The sequence below is a fragment of the Kribbella sp. NPDC051718 genome (genome assembly GCF_040681515.1).
In the GTDB taxonomy this organism is placed as follows: Bacteria; Actinomycetota; Actinomycetes; order Propionibacteriales; family Kribbellaceae; genus Kribbella.
In genome coordinates this window covers 346377-370297 of the sequence record NZ_JBFAYZ010000003.1, presented here as the reverse complement: position 1 = coordinate 370297, position 23921 = coordinate 346377, and the positions used below count along the sequence as shown (strand labels likewise).

The following is a 23921-nucleotide window of genomic DNA, read 5'->3' as shown; positions in this document are numbered from 1 at the left end:
ACCCACGGGGCGCCTTTCCCTTCCCAGGTGAGACTGACGACAGAACACTACTGGACACCTCTGACGGTTCTGCGCATAGGTAGGGCTTAGCGTTTCCCGTGTGAGCAACCGTGCATACCTAGATGCCGCTACGGCGGAACCACTGCATCCCGCAGCGCGGGAAGTGTTGCTCTCGGCATTGGAATCCGGATGGGCCGATCCGGCCCGGCTGCACCACGAAGGACGGACCGCCAGACTGCTGCTCGACAACGCCCGCGCGGTGCTGGCCGAAGGCCTCGGAGTACGGGTGGACGAGCTGTTCTTCACCACCTCGGGGACGGCCGCGATCCACGCCGGCTTGCTCGCTGTGACGGCTGCCCGGGGGCGGGTCGGGGACGTTGTCGTGCACTCCGCGGTGGAGCACTCCGCCGTACTCCACGCGGCGGCAGCAGCCGGTACGCCGTACGAGGTCCCCGTCGACAGCCTCGGACGAGTCGACCTGGACGCCTTCAAAGCACAGGTCAGCCAACCCGGTGTAGCCGTCGCTGCACTCCAGTCGGCCAACCACGAGGTCGCCACTCGCCAGCCGATCGCAGAACTCGCCGAGGCGTGTGCGGCCGCGCAGGTGCCGTTGTTCGTCGATGCAGCCGCCTCGATCGCGCATGACGTCGTACCGGCCGGGTGGTCCGCGTTGACCGCCAGTGCGCACAAGTGGGGCGGGCCGGCGGGCGTGGGGCTGCTCGCAGTACGGAAGGGGACGCGGCTCGCGCCGAGCTGGCCGGTGGATGAGCGAGAGGACGGCCTCTCCCCCGGCCACCCGAACGTCCCTGCAGCTCTAGCGGCCGCAGCGGCGCTGCAGGCGCGCCTGCTGGAGGCCGATGAGCTCAACAAGCAGCACCGGGCGTGGATCGACGAGCTGCGCCACCGGGTCGCGGCAGACATCACCGATGTCGAGGTGGTCGGCGACCCGGACGATCGCCTGCCACACGTACTCACCTTCTCCTGCCTGTACGTCGACGGCGAAGCGCTGGTCACCGCTCTGGACGCAGAGGGCTTCTCCGTGTCCAGCGGCTCAGCCTGTACTGCGAGCACGCTGCGCCCGTCGCATGTGCTCGCGGCGATGGGCGTGCTGACTCACGGCAACATCCGGGTCTCCCTGGGCCGTACCTCCACCCACGACGACGTCGACCGCTTCGCCGGCGTCCTGCCCGGCATCGTGCAGCGGATCCGGGCCGAGGTGGGCATGTGACGCTGGACTGCCGCGGCATGCTCTGCCCACTCCCCGTGATCAAGCTCGCCCAGGCGTTCCCCAGCCTGCAGATCGGCGACACCATCACCCTCCTCGCCGACGACCCCGCCGCCGCGATCGACATCCCGGCCTGGTGCCGGATGCGCGCCCAGGAACTCGTCTCAGCGACCGGCGACGAGTACGTCGTACGCCGCCTCAGCTGACCTCAGCCGGGGAACTTGTTCAGCCCGATCTGCCGGGTCACGTCCGGGCAGGTATCGCTCTCGATCCGCCGGTCACCCGACCCCATCACGCCGACTGCCGCGTGCCACGTCCAGTGGGCTGGAAATCCCTTCAGCGACGCTGCCGGGAACACCAGCGTGATGGTCGAGCCCGCGATCCGGACGTCGTTCAGAGAGACGGGCGGCTGGTCGAAGAGCCAGTAGAACTGTCTGGCCTTCCCGGTCTTGTCGGGGCTCAGAAAGTAGATCGCCGACCGGTCGGCGGTGCCGGTGGCGCCGAGGCTCAGATAGCCGTTCGCCGGCAATGCCTTCGCGAGCTGGAAAACGATCGCCAGCCGATGCCCGTCCCCGGTGATCCGGACCGCGGTGAGGTCGACACCCTTCACCTCGCCCTTCGGGTCGGCACACTCCGCCGTACCGGAGGCGGCGGCGATGGCCGGACCACCAGTGGCCGGTGCCGCCTGTGACATCACCGGACGCGACGGAGTGGCGGTCGTGCGCTGACTCTGATCCGGTACGTCGATCGCCGGATCGCAGCCGACCAGGGTCAGTAGGAGGGCTGCCGCCAGCAGTCGCGTCCCGAAACCAGTCATGGCGCAGGGTAGGGCCCGCCGAAAACCGTTGGCCATCCTTTTGCATCTACCGGCAAGCTTCCCGGCATGACTGACTTCTCGTACAAGCCAACGCTGACCGGCGAGCTGGTTGTCCTGAGGCCGGTGACCGAGGATGACTATCCGGCGATGCAGGTCGCCATGGACGATCCCGACGTGGTGCGGTTCACGGGGAGCCGTGGGGAGATCGGGGAAGAGGCGGCGCGGAAGTGGTACCGGACCAGGGGTGAGCAGACCGACCGGCTGGATCTGGCGATCGTCGACAAGGCCAGCGGTGAGGTCGTCGGCGAGGCGGTGCTCAACGAGTGGAGTCCGGAGGATGAGAGTTGCAACTTCCGGATCCTCATCGGTCCGGCGGGGCAGGGGCGCGGGCTGGGTACCGAGGCAACGCGGCTGATTGTCGGGTACGGGATCGAGAAGCTTGGGCTGCATCGGATCGAGTTGGGGGTCTACGCCTTCAATCCGAGGGCCCAGCGGGCGTACGAGAAGGCCGGTTTCGTGACCGAAGGTGTGCGCCGGGATGCGCTCAAGTGGGATGGTGAGTGGGTGGACGAGATTGTGATGGCGGTACTGGCGACGGACTGGAAGCCGGCGTGATCGACGGAGAACGCATCGCCGTACTGACCGGCGCCGGGATCTCCACCGCCTCCGGAATCCCGGACTTCCGTGGTCCGCAGGGTCTGTGGACGAAGAACCCGGCGGCGCAGGCCATGTTCGACATCGACGAGTACGTCGCCTCGGCCGAAGTCCGTGCCGAGGCGTGGAAGTTCCGCCGGGCAGCCGCAGCCTGGGACGCCGAGCCCAACGCCGGCCACCGCGCCCTGGTCGATCTGGAGCGCCAGGGCCGCCTCACCGGCCTGATCACCCAGAACGTCGACGGCCTGCACCAGAAGGCCGGATCCGCACTCGTCCACGAACTCCACGGCACCGTCTGGTACGTCGACTGCCTGACCTGCGCCCGTCGCATCCCCATGGCCGACGTCCTCCCCCGCCTCGAGGCAGGCGACCCCGACCCGTCCTGCGAGGTCTGCGGCGGCATCCTCAAGTCGGCCACCATCTCGTTCGGCCAATCCCTGGACCAAACGGTCCTCGACGCCGCCGCGACAGCCACCCGAACCGCCGACCTCTTCCTGGCGATCGGCACCTCGCTCCAGGTCTACCCAGCCGCCGGCTTCTGCGATCTGGCCCTCCGAGCAGGTATCCCGCTGATCATCCTCAACGCCGAGCCCACGCCGTACGACGAGGAAGCCACCGCCGTCCTGACCACCCCGATCGAGGAAACCCTTCCCGGCCTCGTCACCTGACCGCGACCTTCCAGGCCTTCCGTCGGGCTGGGGAGCGGGTTAGCGTCCCCGGCAGGTCGCAATGGGCGTGGGAGGGGACCGACATGCGTGGTTTCAGGCGATGGACTGCAGGCGTGACCGTGGCGGCGGTGATCGCGCTGGGACTGGGCACGGCGTCGGCCGCGACGGCACAACAGGCGACACCACAAGCGCAGCGGGTGATCACGGTCGCCGGTTCGCTGCAGAGTGAGCTCGGCTGTCCGGGCGACTGGGATCCGGGCTGTGCAGCGACCAGCCTGGGAGCCGCCGCGCCGTACACGAAGGTGTTCGACGTGCCGGCCGGTAGCTACGAGTTCAAGGTGACCGTCAACGGCGCCTGGGACGAGAACTACGGCGCCGGCGGTGTGCTCAACGGGGCCAACATCCCGCTGCGCCTGGAAGGGCCGGCCAAGGTCCAGTTCAGCTACGACGACACCAGCCACCGCGTCTCGATGAAACCGGTCGACCTGGCCGGGACCGGGGTGACCGCGGCCGACAAGGCGCTCGCATCGCCGAGCCTGCGGCAGGATCTGACCAAGGAACGCTTCTACTTCCTGATGGCCGACCGGTTCGCCAACGGCAACAAGGCCAACGACTCCGGCGGCCTCACCGGCGACCGGCTGACCACCGGGCTGGACCCGACGGACAAGGGCTTCTACCACGGTGGCGACCTGGCCGGCGTGATGCAGAAGCTCGACTACATCAAGTCCCTCGGTACGACGTCCATCTGGCTGACCCCGTCGTTCAAGAACCGGCCGGTCCAGGGCGAGGGCGCGAACGTGAGCGCCGGCTACCACGGCTACTGGATCACCGACTTCACCCAGATCGACCCGCACCTGGGCACCAACGCCGACATGCAGCAACTGATCACGCTGGCACACAAGAAGGGGATGAAGGTCTTCTTCGACATCATCACCAACCACACCGCGGACGTGATCGCCTACCAGTCCGGCCAGTACGGCTACATCCCCAAGTCGACCTCGCCGTACAAGGATGCAGGAGGCAACGTCTTCGACGACAAGCTGTACGCCGGCGGCGACACCTTCCCGCCGCTCGACGCGCAGACGTCCTTCCCGAACGTACCGATCTTCAAGACCCCGGCGGACGCGACGGTCAAGCAGCCGGCCTGGCTGAACGACCCCACGCTCTACCACAACCGCGGCGACTCGACCTTCGCCGGCGAATCCGCGGAGTACGGTGACTTCGTCGGGCTGGACGACCTGTTCACCGAGCAGCCGAAGGTCCGCGACGGGATGATCGACGTCTACAAGACCTGGGCCGAGCTCGGTATCGACGGCTTCCGGATCGACACCGTCAAGCACGTGAACCTGGAGTTCTGGCAGAAGTTCTCGCCGAAGATCCTCGAAGCGGCCAAGGCGAAGGGCACCAAGAACTTCTTCATGTTCGGCGAGGTCTACGACGCCGACCCGAAGTTCATGTCCACGTACACGACGGCCGGCGCGTTGCAGGCGACCCTCGACTTCGGGTTCCAGCAGAACGCGGTCGCCTACGCCAAGGGTGACCCGAGCACCAAGCTCCGCGACCTCTACGCCAACGACGACTACTACACCGACGCCGACTCGAACGCCTACCAACTGCCGACCTTCCTCGGCAACCACGACATGGGCCGGGTCGGCACCTTCATCAAGCAGTCCGGCGCCAACGGCCAAGAACTGCTGCAGCGCGACGAGCTGGCGCACTCGCTGATGTACCTGACCCGCGGCCAGCCGGTGATCTACTACGGCGACGAGCAGGGCTTCACCGGGCCGGGTGGCGACAAGGACGCGCGGCAGGACATGTTCGCGACCAAGACCGCCGACTACACCGACGACGAGGTCGTGGACGGCACCGGTACCTCGACGATCGGCAGCAAGGACAGCTTCAACACCGACTCCCCGATGTACAAGCACATCGCGGGGCTGGCCGAGCTGCGGGCGAAGTACCCGACACTGGCCGACGGCACCCAGGTACACCGCTACTCCTCCAACACTGGCGGGCTCTACGCCTTCAGCCGGTTCGGAAAGGACAACACGGAGTACCTGGTCATCGCCAACAACGCCACGACGACCAAGACGGCGACCATTCCGACGTACATGGAGAACGGCCGGTTCAGGTGGATCTACGGTGGCGGCAAGCAGCTCAGGGCGGATGAAGAGGGGCGAGTGGTCGCCACTGTGCCGCCGCTGTCCGTCTACGTCTACAAGGCCACAGAGCAGCTCCCCCGTCGGCAGGCCGCTCCCCCGGTCTATCTGAGCTCCCCGGAGCCGGGTGCAGCCGTCAGCGGTCGCGCAGAGATCGGAGCAGCCGTCCCCGCCAACACCCCGGTCACAGTGACCTTCGGCTACCGCCCAGTCGGTACTACGGCTTGGCAGCGCCTAGGGACCGACGACAACGCGCCCTACCGGGTGTTCCAGGACGTCAGCAAGCTCCCCAAGGGCACCCTGCTCGAATACCGGGCAGTCCTGAAGGATGCGTCTGGCAACTACTCGGTATCAGGCTCGTACGGCATCGTCGGGGACGCCCCGGCCCCGACCCCAGGCGGTGGAGGCCAGGACCCGGTCTCCCAGCCGGCCAACGTCAGCGTGCCGGGCGATCACAACAGCGAGATGGGCTGTCCCGCGGACTGGTCACCCGACTGCGACCAGGCGCAACTCACCCTGGACCCGAAGGACCAGGTCTGGAAGGGCACCTACACGCTCCCTGCTGGGGAACACGCGTACAAGGCGGCGATCAACAAGACCTGGGACGAGAACTACGGAGCCGGCGGCAACGCCAACGGCGCCAACATCTCCTACACCGCCCCGGCGACCCCGATGACCTTCTACTACGAGCACGGCCGGCACTTCGCCACCTCGTCCGCCGAGGGGCCGATCGTCACGGTGCCGGGGTCGTTCCAGTCGGAGCTGGGCTGTCCGGCCGACTGGTCCCCCGACTGCATGCGTCCCTGGCTGACCGACCAGGATGGCGACGGCACCTTCACCTGGTCGACGAGCAAGATCGGAGCAGGCAGCTATGAGGCCAAGGTCGCACACGGCCTTTCGTGGGACGAGAGCTACGGCGCCGGGGGCAGCCCGACCGGGGGCAACATCCCGATCACCGTTCCGGGCGACGGGTTGGTCGTCACGTTCTCGTACGTCCTCGCGACCCACGTGCTCACGGTGACGACCTCCAAGCCTGGCGCGCAGCCGGATCTCAAGCAGGCCAAGGCGTACTGGCTCGGCAAGGACCTGCTCGCGGTACCGGCGGTCGCGCATCCGGAGTGGTCGCGCTGGCGGCTGCACTGGTCGCCGACCGGGTCGCTGGCGGTGGACGCCGACGACATCGGCGGCACCTCGGCCGGGCTGCGCGTCGACCCGAACGGCATCCCGCCGAAGGTGCTGGAGAAATTCCCAGCACTCAGGGGCTATGTGGCACTGAGGCTGGATCACGGCGACGCGAAGAAGATCCTGACCGGGCAGCTCGGGCTGGCGCAGTACGACGATGCCGGGCGGCTGCTCGACGCGACAGGGGTGCAGATTCCCGGCGTACTGGATGATCTGTACGGTGCCGCGGCGGATCGCTCGTACGGCGTGACGTGGAACGGCGGGACGCCCAAGTTCTCCTTGTGGGCGCCGACCGCGCAGAGTGTCACTTTGCTGCTGGGCGCGGAGCGGATCGCGATGCAGCGCAACACCGACGGTTCGTGGACCGCGGACGGGAAGCGGAGCTGGGAGAACGCGCTCTACCGGTTCGAGGTGAAGGTGTACGCGCCGAGCACCGGCAAGGTGGAGACGAACGTCGTCACCGATCCGTACTCGGTCGCGCTCGCCACCGATTCGGCCTACTCGGTCGCGGTGAATCTCGAAAGCCAGGCAGGCAAGCCGGCGCTTTGGAGTGGCACGCCGTCGCCGAAGTTGGCCCGGGCGGTCGACTCGACCATCTACGAGCTGCATGTGCGGGACTTCTCGATCAATGACGCGTCGGTGCCGGCGGCTCATCGCGGGACCTACCTGGCGTTCGCGGACGAAGGGAACGGCACCAAGCATCTGCGGTCGCTCGCGCAGGCCGGGTTGAACACCGTGCACCTGCTGCCGACGTTCGACATCGCGTCGATCCCGGAGACCGGGCAGCAGACGCCCGCGTGTGATCTCAAGTCGTACCCGGCGGACTCGGATCAGCAGCAGGCGTGCGTCACTGCGATCGCCGCGAAGGACGGCTTCAACTGGGGCTACGACCCGTACCACTGGCTGGCGCCGGAGGGGTCGTACGCCACGGCGAAGGACGGGCTGGCGCGCGTTGCCGAGTTCCGGACGATGGTCGGTGGGCTGCACAAGTCCGGCCTGCGGGTTGTACTGGATCAGGTCTACAACCACACGCCGGCCGCCGGTCAGGCGCCGACGTCGGTGCTGGACAAGGTCGTACCGGGCTACTACCAGCGGCTGAACAAGACCGGTGGCGTGGAGACGTCGACCTGCTGCAGCAACATCGCCACCGAGCACGCGATGGCCGAAAAGATCATGGTCGACAGCACCGTGTCGTGGGCGCGGAACTACCACGTCGACGGTTTCCGCTTCGACCTGATGGGCCATCACAGCAAGGCGAATCTGCTCAAGGTGCGGGCCGCCCTGGACAAGCTGACACTGGCCAAGGACGGCGTCGACGGCAAGAAGATCTACCTGTACGGCGAGGGCTGGAACTTCGGCGAGGTCGCGAACAACGCGCTCTTCGTGCAGGCGTCCCAGGGCAATCTCGGTGGTACCGGGATCGGCACCTTCTCCGACCGGATGCGCGACGCGGTCCGCGGCGGCGGCCCGTTCGACGACGACCCGCGGGTGCAGGGCTTCGGCTCCGGCGCGGCCAGCGACCCGAACGGCGCGCCGATCAACGGTACGCCGGCCGAGCAGGCCAAGCGGCTCGCGCACGACACCGACCTGGTCCAGCTCGGGCTGGCGGGCAACCTGCGCTCGTTCACCTTCCGCTCGGCGGACAGTGGGGCGGAGGTACGGGGTGACGGTGTCGACTACAACGGATCACCCGCCGGGTACGCCGATCAGCCGGTCGAGGTGATCAGCTATGTCGATGCCCATGACAACGAAACGTTGTGGGACTCGCTCACCTACAAGCTGCCCGCGGCGCTGCCGATGGCCGACCGGGTCCGGATGAACACGTTGTCGCTGGCAACGACCGCGCTGGCCCAGACCCCGTCGTTCTGGCACGCGGGTGCTGACCTGCTGCGCAGTAAGTCGCTGGACCGCAACTCGTACGATTCGGGCGACTGGTTCAACACCCTCGACTGGACGGGCGCCGACAACGGCTTCGGCCACGGCCTGCCCCCGAAACCGGACAACGAAGCCAAGTGGCCGTTCATGAAGCCGCTGCTCGCCAACCCGGCGTTGAAGCCCTCCCAGGCCGACGTGACGACGGCAAGCGCCGCCGCGGCTGACCTCCTGAAGCTCCGCTTCTCCACTCCGCTCTTCCGGCTGGGCTCAGCGGACCTCATCAACCAGAAACTCTCCTACCCCCTCAGCGGCACCCCAGCGGCCAAGCCCGGCGTAGTCGTCCTCCGCATCGACGACACCGTCGGCCCCAACGTCGACCCGAACCTCAAGGGCCTCGTAGTCGTCTTCAACACCACCAGCTCACCAGTAACCCAGCAGATCCCCGGCCTGGCGGGCGCCAACCTCTCCCTCTCCCCCGTCCAAGCCGCCGGCTCCGACTCCACCGTCAAACAAACCACCTGGACCACCTCGACCGGCACAGCAACAGTCCCGGCCCGCACGGTCGCAGTACTAGTCCAGCCCTGACAGAAAGACTTCGGTCACCCTACGAGCGGGCGGCCAGGCGTTCGCGCCACCAGGCGGCGAAGGGGTTGCCTGGTGGGGCGCCGTGCAGTTGGTCGAGCATGGTCTCCAGCTCAGTCGGGTTGCCGTCGTCGATGTGCATGGAGAGGTAGCGCCAGGGGCGGCCGCGGGGGATTTCGGTGGGGAGGCCGGTGCCGAGGGTGCCTTCGTCGATGGCGCGGAGGACCTGGGCGCGATCTTGGAAGGACAGCAGGCGGTCCAGCAGGCCGCCGGTCAATACCTCTGTGACGGCTGCGGCGCAGCGGTCCGGGCCTTCGGAGATCGGGTACGACCACAGCTCGCTGGCTGAGCCCGTCACGAAGGCGGGCGGGGCTGGTACACGGTCGGCGATCACGCCCCAGGTGACCGAGGGCGACTTCGAGCCGGCGTGGAAGGCGAAGCCCGCGGACGGGATCACGGCCCACTCGAGGTGGAAGCCGACCTTGGCCGGGTCGCCGGTGAACGGGGCGAAGGTGGCCAGTACGGCGTTGCCCGGATCGCCGGCCGGCGGCATCAGCAGATACCGCCGGCCGGACTTCCGGAAGCCGGCCGCGCCGAACACCGGCGCGACCGCCTTCACCAGCTCGTCGAGAGGTTTCACCCGACCATCATCACCGAACCAGGATCACCACGGGCCCGATCGGGATGACGATCGGAATGCCGCCGGGAGGCAGCGGGACCTTCCACTTGTCGTCTGTCTCCGGCGCCGGCTCGGGTGCGGGCGGCGGCGCCGGTACCGACTGCCGCCACTTCTTCCACATGTCGTTGTCGGCCGAGAAGGACTGCAGGTTTCCGATCTCCTGATGCCCCTGCACGTGCTTGGTGGTCTTCTCGTCGGAGTCGTCGCCATAGGTGACCGCGCCGTCGACGATGCCCCAGTACTTCGTCTTCGGGAACCCGGCGACGTCCTGGTACGGCCCGCCGATCGGCCAGCCTGTCCGCGCGAAGACCGGGTGGCCGTCCTGCGAGTAGTCCCGGAGGTGATCGGCGTACCACTGGGCTTCCTTCTGCGCCCGGTAGTTGATGTCCTGGCCGAGCGCCTTCACCTCCCAGACGTAGATCGTGTCCGCGCAGTACCCGTTCTCACAGTTCAGGGCGATCAGCACGATGTCGGCCTCACCGTCGGCGGTGCACCCCGGGATCTGCGTCCACGTCGTCTTGTTCGCGCAGTCCTTGTTGCCCTGCGGCACGAAGACCTTGTACCGCAGCTTGATGTCCTTGAAGCCGAGCGCCCGGGCCTGCCGGACGATCCGTTCACCCGCGGCGGACTGCACGGCGTTGTGCTTGGTGGTGTAGTCCTTCGGGTGCAGCAGGTTGGTTCCGTTGAACTCCGGGCTCGACGGACAGACGCAGGTTCCGTCCGCGGCCTGGTACTCCGTACAGAGCGGGTCGTCGCACAGCCGCAGGCCGGTCGGGTCGGCCGAGCTGACCGGGCTGTTGTTGGCATAGGCATAGCCGTTGAGCCCTTGCGGAACAGCCGGGTCGAGGATCTTGTCGACCGAGATGAAGCGGCCCGTGTCCGGGTCGTAGGCCCGGGCGCCGATCTGGGTCAGGCCGGTGGACCGGTCCTGAGTCCCACCCACGAATCCCTTCTCACCAGGCAGGTCGACGGTCGTCCCACGGGGGCCACCGAAGGGCAGGCTCCGCTGCTGGATGACCGACTGGGCCTGGGAGTCGATCGCGATCTGCTGGGTGTTGTGGTGATCGTTGGCAAGCCACGAGAGCGTGGTCGGGGTCCGGACTGCGATCCCCGATCCGCCGTGGTCGTAGTACCGGGTCGCCGTCAGGGCGCCGGTGGCGAGGTCCAGTCGCAGCTCCTGATTGCCCAGGGAGAGCGTGGTGCTGTCCGGATCCCGCCGGAGCAGGCGGCTGCCCTTGGCGTCGTACTGGAACTCGGTCGCCTTGCCGGCCTGGGTCACCTTGGTGAGGAGACCGTCCGGACTCCAGGTGAGGGTCTGGCCGCCCTTGGCCGTCGTGTTGCCGCTCCGGTCGTAGGCGTAGCTCTCGGTCCGCGAGCCGGTGGTGACAGAACTGACCGCATGTGGCTGCGAGCTGCCCGGTGCCGGATAGGTGGAGGTGCTGACGACATCGCTGGGCCCCGAGTGCCGGGTCTCGGTCTTGCGGTTGCCGGTGCTGTCGTAGGTGTAGGAGTTCCAGTAGGGCGCCGCGCCGGCGAGCTTGTCCTTCGCGGGAGGGTTCGCACAGTCGGCCTGCGGGGTCCACGCCTCGGTGAGGCGCTGGAGATAGTCGAAGTCGAAGCACTGGAGATCCGCCGGACGGTCCAGCGGGGTATCCGCGATCGAGGTGATCCGGCCGGCCGGGTCGTAGGTGTAGTGCACGTCGGACTGCATCGGCTGCGGCAGTTCCGCATCGACGATGGTGCGATTGAGCTTGCGCGTGCTGTCGTCGTAGTAGCTCGAGAGCCAGACCCGCTTGTCCCCCTCGCCGAGTTGCACCCGCTGCTGTTCGCCGTACCGGGTGTAGTCCGTCTGCAGTGCGTACTCGACGGTCTGACCCTGGGGCCCTCCGTACGTCCGCAAGGCCCGTCCGGCGTCGTCGTACGTGTGGAAGACCGACTCCTTGAACAGCCCGCCGACCTCTGGGTAGGTCTCGCTGGCAAGACTCCCGTCGACGTTGTACGTGCTACTCGCCTCATAGGTCTTCCCCAGCGGCCCCTCGGTCTCCGGCAGGGTCAGCGAGGTCTTGAGCGGAAGGTAGAGCGCGTTGTACCCGAGAACCGACTCGCGATAGGCCGCTCCGCCGGGACCGAAACTGGTCACCGTGGCGAGCTGCCCCAAGACCCGCGAACCGTTCTCCAAGGCGTCGTAGGTCCAGGCCGCGACCTTCGTCCCGCTGGTGGAGCCGACGTAGTCGGCCGTCTTCCGGCCGAGCGCGTCATAGGTGTGAACCATCGTCTGCTGGCGGGCATCGGTGGTCGAGACCACCTGACCCAGGTCGTCGTAACTGGTGGTGGTGACCCCCTTGTCCGGGTCACTACGCCAGATCTCCTGATCACGCAGGTTGTAGCGGTACTCCCAGCGGTTGCCCGCCGAGTCGGTCACAGTGGCCAGTCGCCCGCTCGGCGTGTAGCTGTAGCTCGTCTTGTCGAAGTCCCCGGACGGCGTGGACCCGTGGTACTGCCGGAGCTCGGTCGTCCGATCGTGAGCATCCGTAAAGGTCCTGGTCGCAGTGGTGCCGTCCGGCGGGTCGACGGACGTCCAGTCGCCGCCGTACCGGGTGCTGGTTCGCCACAGCTCGTGGCCGTCGCCACCACCGCGGTAGATCTGCTCCACTGCCCGTCCACCACCGTCGTACTGGGTGGTCGTCAGCCCTGGTACTTCGTTGTCGTTGGCAACCCAGAGGTCGGTGTCGATCGGCTTGTCGTTGTAGTAGGGCTGGGTGGCCTTCGCCTGCCGGCCCTGTGAGTCGTACCGGGTATCCGTCAGCAGCCGGCCCCCACCGGCCGCCGGTGACTGGGTCTGCCGCTGACGCAGCAGGCCGTCGTACAAGGTGTTGGTGCTGACGTAGTTGCCGCGTGGGCCGAGGGTCGACGTGGTGACCACCGACGGCCCGTCGTTGCGGACCGTGTAGGTGTAGCGGGAGTTCCCGGTCTGCGGTGGCTTGGCGCCACGGCTCCGGTTCGGCAGCCAGGTCTCGACCAGCCGGCCGAGGGCGTCGTACGCCGACTCGGTCCGGCGCTGATTGGCGTCGACCATCAGGACCGGCAGTCCCTTGCCCGGTTCCAGCGTCGTCGTGGTGGTGTGACCGAGGGCATTGGTCGCGGTCGTGCTGACGACCGGTCCGCCCGTCGCGGGCGCGTAGCCGGCCGTCGAGACGTTCCCGAGGGAGTCCTTGTTCTTGGTCAGCCGGCCATGCGCGTCGTACTCGGCCGTGGCGATCGTCTTGTACTCCGGCGCGTTCGCCGGCCCGCCGACCCGCTGCTCCAGCCGGGTGACCGAACCGGTGGTCGGCGCGGTCGCCGGTGCCTGCCCGTCGAACGAGGTCCGTACGTCGGAGAGCACGTCTGCCGGGTAGTTCGGCGTACTGGCGCAGTTCACCGCCACCTTCTCCACCCGCGAGGGCAGGTTGAGCAGCCATTTCGCGTCGTTGCGGAGATAGGTCGTCCGGGTGCAGGTGTCATCCGTACTGACGGCGAGGTCACCGGCGTCGTCGACCTTGATCGCCTGACCACGATCGTCGTACTCGGTGGCGGTCTTGGTGACCCGCCAGCCCCGGCCCGCGTCGAGCGCGGCGAACTCACGGTTGGTTCCCGGCCTGACGATGTAGGCGTTGTAGGCGCCACGAGTGGCCGTCGGCCCCTGCCACACCTGGTCGGTGATCGACTTGCCGAGCACTGTGGCCGAGTCGCCGTCGTAGGTCGCCGACTCGTAGGAGATCCCGCTCAGCCAGTCCTCGTCGGGGTGGACTCCCCCTTCGGAGTCTGTCACCGAGACCGTCTTGGTGCCGCCGTCCTTGTTCAGCCGGTCGCCGTTCATGCCGCGGTAGAAGCGTTGCTCCGAACGGGTGATCGGGCCGGCCTCGTCGTGGTCGCTGCCGCCGCGGATCACCACCCGGCCGAAGCCCCGGAACTCGTTCCAGGTCTTCTTGTCGGCCGGGGTGAACTCGGACTGGTCGTAGTGCCAGGCGGCGCCGTCCAGGTACTCGTAGTGGATCTCTTGCTGGGTGCTCGAGCTGAGCCGGTCGGACTGGATCACCGACTCGACGACGTACTTGTTGAAGTAGTCGGTGCGCTCGGCGAAGTCCTTCTTCGTCCAGCGGACCGGGAAGCAGCGTTTGGTGTTCGACTCCGGGCTCGTCGGCGGCGCGAGACAGTCCGGTGGCGCGTAGTTGACCGAGATGAGGCCGCCGGACTCCGAGACGATGCCGGTGACCCGGTACCGGATGATCGGCGAGAGGTTGTCGGCCTGATAGACGCGGTTGGCCATCTTCGCGCCCTCGAACGTGACCGCCGGCAACGTGATCGAGCCACCCCCGGCCAGCCCGGTGTGGGTGATCGACTTGAGCCACAGCGCGGCCTTGTCGCCGTCACCCGGCGCCGGGAACTGCTGGTCGAGATCCCAGCGGTCGACGTCGGCGTACGTGTCGCCGGACCGTACCTGGGTGGTGATCGCGCTCAGCCGCTTGGTGGTCCAGAAGGTCGGCGAGTAGTGGTCCTTGCAGGTCGCCTCCACACACCGCTCGTCGAGTGGGACGTCCGGGAAGTTGTCCTTCTTCTCGTAGACACAGGTGCTGCCGGGGACACAGCGCTCGGCGGTCGCGAACATCACCCGGCCGGTCGGCTGCAGGTCGAGCCCGGTATGCAGGCCGTACTCCGCCTTGGTCAGCCAGCCGCCACGGATGTAGGAGACGGCCGTGTCCTTGACGTTCTGGCCGTACGAGTTCTCCTCGGTCTCGTAGTCGTACTGGATGACGTTGCCGTACCGGTCGATGACCTGGTCCAGGTTCCAGCGCCACGCCTGCGTGCAGGCCGAGGTGGCGAAGGTGCTGCCGTGACACGGCTCACCGGTGTCGTCGCCGTACACAGGGACGGTCCAGGTCGACTTTGCAGCCGGCCGGGATCCGAACAGGTACTGCGTGCCGTCGACCGTGGTGATCCGCCAGTACTCACCGTCCTTGGCCCCGTTGGCCGCACCGGTCAGCTTCTCGATCCGCGAGCCGTTGTCGTTGCGCTGGCGCCAGCCGTCGGCGCCGATGATGAGCTGACCGCCACCACCTGGGTACGACGCGCTGGCGTTGTCCGACCGCCAGCACAGGTCGCCGGCGTTCTGGCCCTTGTTGCTGCCTTCCTTGTCCTCGGAGCAGCCGCCATAGGTCCGCTCGATCGAGCCGACGTCGAGGTCCCAGCCGTCACCGACCCAGGACGGCTGGTTGTTGGTCGCGCTGGTCCGGCCGTCCACCGCCGACGAGGAGTAGGACAGCGCCAGCGAAGGCTGCAGGCCACCGGGAGACGGCGGTACGTCGATCGGGTACGACCAGGTGAACGTCCCCGACTGCGCCGCGACGCTCCAGGTCGAGGACGGCGCCAGTTGCGTCGCGTGCTGCGTACCGGACCCGTCAGCGGCCGCTCCGGACTGCGGCTGGTCGCCACTCAGTGCGCGGGTGCTCGCCTCGTCCTTGTCCCGTGGCTGCATCTGCTGGCCGGTGACGTTGACGGACGGCACGTTCGGCAGTGGGACGCTCGGACCGCCGCCGGCCGCTGCCGCGGTGACGGTGGTCGGCGGCGACCCGACCAGTACCGAGATGAACAGAGTTGCCGCCAGGAGACCGGCCAGCCGGCGGCGCGTTCGTGTTTCCTTCACAGTCGTGACACCCCTCCCCAGTGCGGGTGGGCATACCCGCATGGGAGATGGTGGTGCCTGTCACTGGTCCGGAACCAGGTGTTCCATCAGCATGGAACAGGTCGACGGCTCAGGGCACCTTCACCAGCAGCGCCTTGGGGTCGACCTTCGCGGTGAGGATGCTGCCGTTGGAGATCTGGTCGCCGTCGAGCTCGCGGCGAACGGTGGTCGAGGCCTTCACCTGGATCGTCTCGCCGGTGAAGCGTTCGATGTGGCGGCCTTCCTGGATGCGCTTGACGACCAGGCTCAGGGCCAGCCGGGGCCAGTGACTGACGCGGCGCGGCGCCAGGACGACGAGATCGATCTTGCCGTCGTCGGGCTCGGCGTCGGGCAGCAGCGGGATGTTGGCCTGCAGGGTGCCGACGTTGCCGATCACGACGGTCCGGGCCCGGCGGCGTACCGGCGGCCGGTCGTCGATGGTGATCTCCACCCGGATGAACGGGTGGTTGAGGTTCTTCACGGTCGAGACCACGTACGCCGCCCAGCCGACGTGCTTCTTCAGACCGTCGGGGGCGTCGGCGATGATCGCGGCGTCCAGCCCGAGGCCGGCCATCACGACGAAGCGGTCCTCGTCGAGTCGGTCGCCCTTGACCGTGACGCTGTCGATGCGCTGTTCGCTGCCGTCCAGAAGCTGGCCGAGAGCCTCGTCGAGGTCGAGGGAGATGCCGAGATTGCGGGCGAGCAGGTTGCCGGTACCTGCGGGAAGTACCGCGACCGGGATGTCCGTCCCGGCCAGCTCCGCACAGACGACCCGGACGGTCCCGTCGCCGCCGGCCACCACGACCAGGTCGACGCCCTCGTCGATCGCCTTCCGCGCCATCGACGAGCCGGGGTCGTCCTCGGTCGTCTCCAGCCACATCGGGTCGGTGACTCCGCGCTCCGCGAGCGCCGTCCCGACCTTGCTCTGGAACCCGTCCGGGACCTTGATCGGGTTGAGGATCACGGCAGCTGTGGATATCACTGTGCTTTTTGTCCGTTCAACGGGTTAGCTTGCTCGGGTGAGCAGCCTTCCACGGAGTACCCCAGAAGCCCAGGGTCTATCCGCCACCGCGCTGGACGCCTTCGTCAGCGCGCTCGACACGTCCGCGCAGGAGATCCAAACGCTGATCCTGCTGAGGCACGGCCAGGTCGTGCTCGAGGAGGCCTGGGCGCCGTACCGGATCGAGGACCCACACCTGCTGTTCTCGATCTCGAAGAGCTTCACCTCGATGGGTATCGGCCTGCTCGTCGCCGACGGCAAGCTCTCGATCGACGACAAGGTGGTGTCGTTCTTCGGCGCCGGCGAGCTACCCGATGAGATCAGCGACAACCTGGCCGCGATGGAGATCCGGCACCTGCTCACGATGTCGACCGGTCATGCCCAGGACACCATCGAGGCGCTCGGCCGGGACGAGCGGATGATCCGCACCTTCCTCGGCCTGGAAGTCGCCCACGCACCGGGCGCCCCGTTCGTCTACAACACCGGCGCGACCTACATGCTGTCCGCGATCGTGGGGAAGGTCGCGGGTGAGACGCTGCTGGACTACCTGCGGCCGAGGCTGTTCGAGCCGCTCGGCATCGACGAGGCGACCTGGCCGACGTCGAAGGAGGGCGTCACGCTGGGCGGCTGGGGGCTGAGCATCAACACCGAGTCGCTGGCGCGGTTCAGCCAGTTCCTACTGCAGCGCGGCGAGTGGGACGGCAAGCAGATTCTCCCGGCCGCCTGGATCGACGAGGCGACGAAGAAGCAGGTCGACAACTCCATCGAGACCAACCCGGACTGGCGGCAGGGCTACGGCTACCAGTTCTGGCGCGCCCGCAACAACGCGTACCGCGGCGACGGCGCCTTCGGTCAGTACTGCCTGGTCTTCCCCGAGCACGACACGACGCTCGTCATCACCGGCGCCTCGCCGGACATGCAGGCCGTCATGGACATCGTCTGGGAGCACCTGCTGCCTGCTCTGCAGGGCGAGGCAGGCGACGGTACTGCGCGACCGCCGCGGCTGGAGCTGCTGCCGCCGACCGGTCCTACTCCGAGCGGCAACGGGCGGACGTACGAGTTCGACGCCAACCCGATGGGGATCGCCGCGGTCCGGCTCGACACGGATGGCACCGGCACCTTCACCCTCGTGCCCGGCTCGCTGGCGGACGAGGCGCAGGTGACGGCGGGCAGGACGCAGGAGCTGAGCTTCGCTCCCGGGCCGTGGCGGGAGGATGTCGACAAGCTGCAGGACACCCCGCAACGGCTGGTCACCAGTGCCTACGGCGACGGCGACACCTTCGTCGCGATCGTCCGCTACCTCGAGACGCCATATGTCGTCACGATGCGCTGCCGGGTCGACGGCGACGCATTGCAGATCGATCTGCGCTTCAACGTCTCGTTCTGGCCGCCGGAGCTGACGCTGCGCTCGCGCTGAGGACGTGACGCGGCTCATAGTCACAACCCCGCCGCCCGCCGTGTCCCTGGGTCGTAGACAGTGAGATGGCGTCTGAGACGGAGGATGACATGAAGGTCTTGGTGGCAGGCGCGACCGGCGGACTCGGACGTTCGCTGGTGCCGAAGCTGATCGCGGCGGGGCACGAGGTGACCGGGATGATCCGGTCCGAGTCGGGCGCGGCCGGCGTCCGGGCGCAGGGTGCTCAGGTGGTACTGGCGGATGGGCTGGATGCTGCCGCAGTGAAGGCAGCGGTCGGGTCCGTGCAGCCTGAGGTGGTCGTGCACCAGATGACGGCGCTGAAGTCCGGGATCGACTTCAGGAAGTTCGACGAGAGCTTCGCGCTGACGAACCGGCTGCGGACCGAGGGCACGGACAACCTGCTCGCGGCCTCGCACGCGGCCGGCGTACGGCGGTTCATCGTCCAGAGCTACGCCGGCTGGAACCTGCAGCGCAGTGGCTCACCGACCAAGACCGAGAGCGACCCGCTGGACGCCGATCCGGTCGCCGCGACCAGTCAGACGATGGCCGGCATCCGCCACCTCGAAGCGGCCGTCACCGGCGATCAGGCCCTCGAGGGTCTCGTACTCCGGTACGCGAACTTCTACGGCCCGACCGGTGCGATCGGCAAGGGTGGCGAGCTGGTCGAGCTGATTCGGGCCCGCAAGCTGCCGCTGATCGGCGACGGCTCGGGCATCTGGTCCTTCATCCACTACGACGACGCGGCCGACGCAACCGTCCGCGCAGTCACGATGGGCGACCCTGGCATCTACCAGATCGCCGACGACGACCCGGCCTCCGCGGCGGTCTGGCTGCCTGAGCTCGCCCGCATCCTCGGAGCGAAGCCGCCCCGGCACATCCCGGCGTGGCTGGCCAAGCTGGCGGCCGGTGAGGTGGCGGTCTCGGCCTTCACCCAGATCCGTGGGGCGGACAACAGCAAGGCGAAGGACACCTTCGGCTGGCAGCCCGGCTACGCGAGCTGGCGAGAGGGCTTCCGGCACGGCCTGTGACGCCGGCCCCGCCACCCGTTCGGGCAAGGGTGCGTTTCCGAACATGCAGCGTCTGCTGGATTTGCCCCCTTGACCGGTGCCGGCTGCTTACGGTTCCAGCAGACCGAAGTCACCGCTCAAGGGGGATACACCCATGCGTTACAAGTCGTTGCTCGCAGCAACCGCGCTGCTGGCTTCCGGACTCGCGTTCGGCACGCCCGCCGAGGCCGCGCCGGCGTCCACGCAGAAGCTGCCCGAGTGCAAGCCGGCGGTGCCCGCCAAGCTGGTCATGCGCAGGCGCACCACCGTCTACACGGTCGGCCTCGGCGCCAGCTGCCCGTCGACCCTGTACAACGCCGACTGGAAGGGCATCAAACCCGGCGACCCGGAGCAGACGAAACTGGAGTACCTGAACGGCGACCACTTCGCCCAGCTCGAACTGTCTGCCTTCGTGTCGCCGATCGGCGCCGTCACCTGGACCCCGACCAGCACCTACGGCACGGACAGCGAAGGCGACGACGTCGCCGTCCTCAAGTCGGTACCGTCGGTCACGAAGTACGCGTCGTCGGCAACGGTTTCCGGCAAGCGCGTCGGCGGCACCACCACGGTGGTCGCCACGGTCGGCTACTACAACCCGAAGGTCAACGCGTTCGTCCGCTGGCCGTCGAAGACCGTCACCCTGCAGTACAAGGTGCCCGGCAGCACGAAGTGGCTGTACCTGCGCAAGGTCACCACCAACAAGGTCGGCCAGGCCGCCTTCACCTGGACCCCGAAGGCGACCCGGTACTACCGCGCCGTCGTCCCGACGAACACCACCATCTGGGACTTCACCACGGCCGCCATCAGCAAGTGAATCCGGAGGCCGCGTCCCCACCTGGGGGACGCGGCCTTCCGCTGCGAAACTGGCGTCATGATCACTCCCGCCGAACAGTCCGTCCTCGATCGCGTCGACGAGCATCTCCTCGTCAGGATCACTCAGAACCTGCTGCGGGCCGCTGGGCAGAATCCACCTGGCGAGGAGGCGGCGACGGTCGCTGCGCTGAGCGCGGCCGCGATCGAGCTCGACCTCGACGTCGTCGCCACCCGGGTCGAGCCTGGGCGCGACAACGTCAGCGTCACGCTTGCCGGTGGCAACGGCCCCGGCCTGCTGCTACTCGGCCACACCGACGTCGTACCGGTCGGCGACGGCTGGACCAAGGACCCCTTCGGCGGCGAGCTGATCGACGGCCGCATCTACGGTCGCGGAGCCTCCGACATGAAAGGCGGCCTCGCAGCGGCGCTCGCCGCCCTCGCGGCCCTCCGCGGCGTCGCCCTCACCGGCCCGGTCGAACTGGCCGCCCTGATGGACGAGGAAGAAACCGGCAAAGGCATCCGCGCGTACGTCGAGACCGCAACCAACTCCTGGGCGGGGTGCATCACAGCGGAACCAACCGATCTGCAGACCATCATCGGTGCTCGGGGTGACTCGTACCTTCGGGTGGAGATCCACGGGAAGGCCTGCCATGCGGGCAATCCGGCCGACGGCGCGAACGCGATCTACGGCGCGGCCGCTGTCGTCGCCGAGATCGAGCGGCTGCACGCGGAGCTGGCTGAGTCGCCGCATCCGTTGCTCGGCGCAGCGACCTGGAGCGTCGGGCAGATCCAGGGTGGTACCGGCGGTTCGATCGTCCCGGCCGAGTGCGTACTCGTCGCCGACCGACGGCTCCTCCCCGGCGAATCGCCCGAGGGTGTACTCGACGATCTCAAGGCGCGGGTAGCTGGGCTCGGGCTCGAGGATCGCGGCCTGTCGGTGGAGCTCGAGATGCCGATGGAGATGCCCGCGTTCCTCACGCCCGCCGATGCAGACCTGGTCACCATCACCGACGCCGCTCTCGCCGACGCCGGCGGACCGCAGCTGCCACTCGGCGGCTGGACAGCTGCTTGCGACGGAGGATTCGTTGCGCGCGACCTCGGCGTACCGGTTGTCGTGCTCGGCCCCGGTTCAGTAACCAACCAAGCCCACCGAGCCGACGAGTCCGTCGGCGTCGATGAGCTGGTGGTTGCTGCTCGGGCGTACGTACTGACCGCTCTGCGCCTACTCGGCTAGGAACTCGGTGGCTACTGCTGTGCGGGCTCAGCTATCTGAACCAGGGCAAACTCACAGGCTGAAGTGGGAACCGGCGTCCGCCGAAACAGGTCCAACTGGCCAACGGGACACGGGAGGGGCGCCATGATGAGAGCGACTGCGTTGTCGCTGCACGAGTTGTCCTACCTCTGCGGCGGGCCGCGGCGGGCTGTGCTGACGGCTGTGCTCGCGCTGTGTCAGTCGGAGCAGTTGGAGCTCGGTGCGGACGGGCGGGCGTATCGGGTGGACGAGACGCCTTCCACAGCGGGCTGGCCGGTTGAGGCTGATGTGGTCGAGCTGGCGGTGCTTGAAGTGGTGACGGTGGGTGGGATCGACTTGAAGGCCATCGTGGAAACGGTTGCCGGGTCGCGGGCGATCCGGCAGACGCGGGGCATGTTGGCCGCGAGAGGGTTGGCGCCCAAGTGGTGGCCGGGGCTCACCGGGGCGGGTCGGCGGGCACGTCGTGAGGTGCTGGCCAACCCGCCCGAGGGGCTTCGCCGGATTGCGGTGCTCGGCCCCAAGGCGATCGAGGACGCGCAGCTCCGGCGTACCCTCAGCGAGCCGTCGTACCGGACAGAACGGCAGGGAGTTCACCCGACGCCAGTACGCCGAGGCGCCGCGTCGAACGCGTGACCGCGACGTACAGGTCGGACAATCCCCTGCTCGAGTCGGCGATGATCGCGGCCGGGTCGGCGATCAGTACTCCGTCGAACTCCAACCCCTTCGACTGCGCCACATCGAGCACGACCGTCGTCGCGTCGAGCACGGAAGGGTCCGGCCCATAAGCGATCCCAGGCACCTTGCCCGCGAGCAGCCCGGTCAACGCAGCGTGCCGTGACGACGGCACGATCACCGCAAGCCGGCCCTCGCCGACCGCCTCCTGCTCAGCCAACACAGCCTCGACAAGAGCGCCGTCGAATGCGGCCGCCGGCACAGCCCGACTCCAAGGCGCGGCTCCGGTCTCACGGACCGAGGTAGGCGGAGTAAGCGAAGGATTGATCGCCGCCAGCACCTCCGCGGCAACCGCCATGATCTGCGCCGGCGTCCGGTAGTTGACCGTCAACTCCTCGGTCCGCCACCGCTTCGGCGCATACCGATCCAGTACCTCCGCCCAAGACCCGGTACCAGCCTCAGAACCCGTCTGCGCGACATCTCCAACCAACGTCATCGACCGCCGTGGACACCGGCGCATCAACGTCCGCCACTCCATCGCGGACAACTCCTGCGCCTCGTCCACGATCACATGCGCGAACTGCCAGCTCCGATCTCCGTAAGCCCGCTCGACGATCGTCGCCAGCGGATCGCGGACCCGGTTGCGATTGGCAGCCTGCCCGATGAACTGCTCGACCTCCCACGGCATCAACGTGATCCGGTCCGACCCCGCCTCCAACTCCTCCTTCACCACCGTTTTCATGTACTCGAGGTTCTCCCGTACCGCCGCAGTCTCAGCCGCAGCAACCGCGGCCCGTGCCTGTATCGCGGACTCCGGCTCCCCCAGCAACTCAGCAACCTCGTCCAGCAACGGCACATCCGACTGCGCCCAGTCAGCATCGCGCGGCCGAAGCAACAGCGAACGCTCCGAGTCGGACAGGTGGGGTGCCGCCGAAGCCAACCGCTCCGGAGACGACAGCAACAGCGCGACCACCGGCTCCGGTGTCAGCTCCGGCCACAACTGACTGATCACCGACCGGACCAGATCGTCCTCACGGACCTCCTTGCGCAGATCGGCGACATCCTCCTCCCCCATGTACCGCCCGCCGACCTGATTCACGACCTGCTGCGTCAGCTCGTCGATCACCCCACGCGCGAAATGCCGGCGCGCCTGGTTGTGCCGATCGTCGCGACGACGCGCCCGCTCCCCGAGCTTCCGCACGACAGCCGGCTTGAGCTGCAGCCGATACCCACCGATCTTGATCGCGATCGGCTCCTCCGGCACCAACTCGAGGTCCCGCACGGCCCTGGCGACAACGTCGACCATCGCGAGATCGCCCTTGAGCCGAGTAGCGGCGACCGGCTCGGCCGCAGTACCGACGACCCCAGGGAACAACTCGCCAGCAGTCGACAGCATCACGTCGGTCTCACCGAGCGACGGCAGCACCTGATCGATGAAGCGCAGGAAGGTGGAGTTCGGCCCGACGACCAGCACGCCCTTCTCGGAGAGCTGCTCGCGATACGTATAGAGCAGGTACGCCGCCCGATGCAGCGCAACCACCGTCTTGCCCGTCCCCGGACCACCCTGCACAACCAGTACTCCGGGCAGCCCCGACCGTACGATCTCGTCCTGCTCGCTCTGAATCGTTGCGACGATCTCCTTCATCCGCCCGGTCCGGTTCGACGCCACCGACGCGAGCAGCGCGGCCTCGCCAGTCAGCGAACTCCGATCCGACAGCGCATCGAGGTCCAGCAGATCGTCGTCGACTCCCACCACGGTCCGGTGATGCAACTGGATGTGCCGCCGCCGGGTCGCGCCCAGCGGATTGGCCGCGGTCGCGCGATAGAACACCAGCGCGGCCGGTGCGCGCCAGTCGATCAGCAATGGTTCGTAGTCGTCGTCGAACAATCCGATCCGGCCGACGTGGAAACGGCTCTCGTCGGCGTTGTCGACCCGGCCGAAACACAATCCACGCTCGACCGAGGACAACTGGGTGTGCCGCCGGGAATAGAGCGAGGTGAGCGATTCACGTTCACCCAAGGCCTGATCGGTACCGGTCGTCTGCTCGCCGAGCACCCGGCGCAGATCGGCCGCCGCACGCTCCCGGAGTACGTCCAAACGGTCGTAGAGCAGCGTCACCTGCTCTTGTTCCTCAGCGATCTCGTGCTGCCGTGTTCCACCCGTCATGCGCTCTCCCCGGTC

15 protein-coding genes are annotated in these 23921 nt (G+C 67.8%); 10 read left to right on the top strand and 5 right to left on the bottom strand.

Annotation, left to right across the window (positions count from 1 at the left end; all coding sequences use genetic code 11):
* The first annotated feature begins 100 nt into the window (after window positions 1–100).
* Complete coding sequence (locus AB0M15_RS13300) at window positions 101–1228, top strand: aminotransferase class V-fold PLP-dependent enzyme (RefSeq protein ID WP_363817209.1); 1128 nt, start codon at window positions 101–103, stop codon at window positions 1226–1228.
* Window positions 1225–1431: a sulfurtransferase TusA family protein gene (locus tag AB0M15_RS13295; RefSeq protein WP_363817207.1), complete on the top strand. Its 207-nt coding sequence runs from the start codon at window positions 1225–1227 to the stop codon at window positions 1429–1431. Before AB0M15_RS13300 ends, AB0M15_RS13295 begins: the two co-directional genes overlap by 4 nt.
* Window positions 1432–1433: 2 nt before the next feature.
* Here AB0M15_RS13295 and AB0M15_RS13290 read toward each other — a convergent pair whose 3' ends face one another.
* Complete coding sequence (locus tag AB0M15_RS13290) at window positions 1434–2042, bottom strand: hypothetical protein (protein WP_363817205.1); 609 nt, start codon at window positions 2040–2042, stop codon at window positions 1434–1436.
* A gap of 66 nt (window positions 2043–2108) precedes the next feature.
* On the opposite strand from AB0M15_RS13290, the gene AB0M15_RS13285 reads away from it, so the two are divergent.
* The 3 genes from AB0M15_RS13285 to pulA all read left to right on the top strand — a co-directional run bounded on the left by AB0M15_RS13285 (window position 2109) and on the right by pulA (window position 9165).
* A complete protein-coding gene (locus AB0M15_RS13285) occupies window positions 2109–2657 on the top strand; it encodes a GNAT family protein (protein WP_363817203.1) in 549 nt (182 codons plus the stop codon).
* Entirely contained in the window at window positions 2654–3364 is a 711-nt protein-coding gene (locus AB0M15_RS13280; protein WP_363817201.1) for a Sir2 family NAD-dependent protein deacetylase, read from the top strand. Before AB0M15_RS13285 ends, AB0M15_RS13280 begins: the two co-directional genes overlap by 4 nt.
* Window positions 3365–3477: 113 nt before the next feature.
* On the top strand, window positions 3478–9165 hold the full coding sequence (pulA, locus tag AB0M15_RS13275; RefSeq protein WP_363817199.1) for a pullulanase-type alpha-1,6-glucosidase: 5688 nt from the start codon (window positions 3478–3480) through the stop codon (window positions 9163–9165).
* Between the two features lie 19 nt (window positions 9166–9184).
* Here pulA and AB0M15_RS13270 read toward each other — a convergent pair whose 3' ends face one another.
* From AB0M15_RS13270 to AB0M15_RS13260, 3 genes are all read right to left on the bottom strand, one after another.
* Complete coding sequence (locus tag AB0M15_RS13270; protein WP_363817197.1) at window positions 9185–9802, bottom strand: hypothetical protein; 618 nt, start codon at window positions 9800–9802, stop codon at window positions 9185–9187.
* 10 nt (window positions 9803–9812) lie between these two features.
* Window positions 9813–15521 (bottom strand): RHS repeat-associated core domain-containing protein, encoded by a 5709-nt coding sequence (locus tag AB0M15_RS13265; protein ID WP_363817195.1) that lies wholly within the window; start codon window positions 15519–15521, stop codon window positions 9813–9815.
* A gap of 109 nt (window positions 15522–15630) precedes the next feature.
* Window positions 15631–16521, bottom strand: coding sequence for a diacylglycerol kinase family protein (locus tag AB0M15_RS13260; protein WP_363817193.1), 891 nt, complete (start codon window positions 16519–16521; stop codon window positions 15631–15633).
* 37 nt (window positions 16522–16558) lie between these two features.
* Here AB0M15_RS13260 and AB0M15_RS13255 point away from each other — a divergent pair, with 37 nt between their 5' ends.
* From AB0M15_RS13255 to AB0M15_RS13235, 5 genes are all read left to right on the top strand, one after another.
* A complete protein-coding gene (locus tag AB0M15_RS13255) occupies window positions 16559–17956 on the top strand; it encodes a serine hydrolase (protein ID WP_363817191.1) in 1398 nt (465 codons plus the stop codon).
* An 89-nt stretch (window positions 17957–18045) separates the two neighbouring features.
* Window positions 18046–18984 carry an NAD(P)-dependent oxidoreductase gene (locus AB0M15_RS13250; RefSeq protein WP_363817189.1) on the top strand — a complete coding sequence of 313 codons (939 nt, stop codon included), beginning with the start codon at window positions 18046–18048 and terminating at the stop codon, window positions 18982–18984.
* A 133-nt stretch (window positions 18985–19117) separates the two neighbouring features.
* Window positions 19118–19816, top strand: a complete 699-nt coding sequence (locus tag AB0M15_RS13245) for a hypothetical protein (RefSeq protein ID WP_363817187.1) — start codon at window positions 19118–19120, stop codon at window positions 19814–19816.
* A gap of 57 nt (window positions 19817–19873) precedes the next feature.
* Window positions 19874–21049, top strand: coding sequence for a M20 family metallopeptidase (locus AB0M15_RS13240; protein WP_363817185.1), 1176 nt, complete (start codon window positions 19874–19876; stop codon window positions 21047–21049).
* Window positions 21050–21172: 123 nt separating this feature from the next.
* Window positions 21173–21700, top strand: a complete 528-nt coding sequence (locus AB0M15_RS13235; RefSeq protein WP_363817183.1) for a TIGR04222 domain-containing membrane protein — start codon at window positions 21173–21175, stop codon at window positions 21698–21700.
* Here the strand turns inward: AB0M15_RS13235 and AB0M15_RS13230 are convergent.
* On the bottom strand, window positions 21621–23906 hold the full coding sequence (locus AB0M15_RS13230) for a helicase (RefSeq protein ID WP_363817181.1): 2286 nt from the start codon (window positions 23904–23906) through the stop codon (window positions 21621–21623). The genes AB0M15_RS13235 and AB0M15_RS13230 overlap by 80 nt on opposite strands.
* Window positions 23907–23921 lie beyond the last annotated feature (15 nt).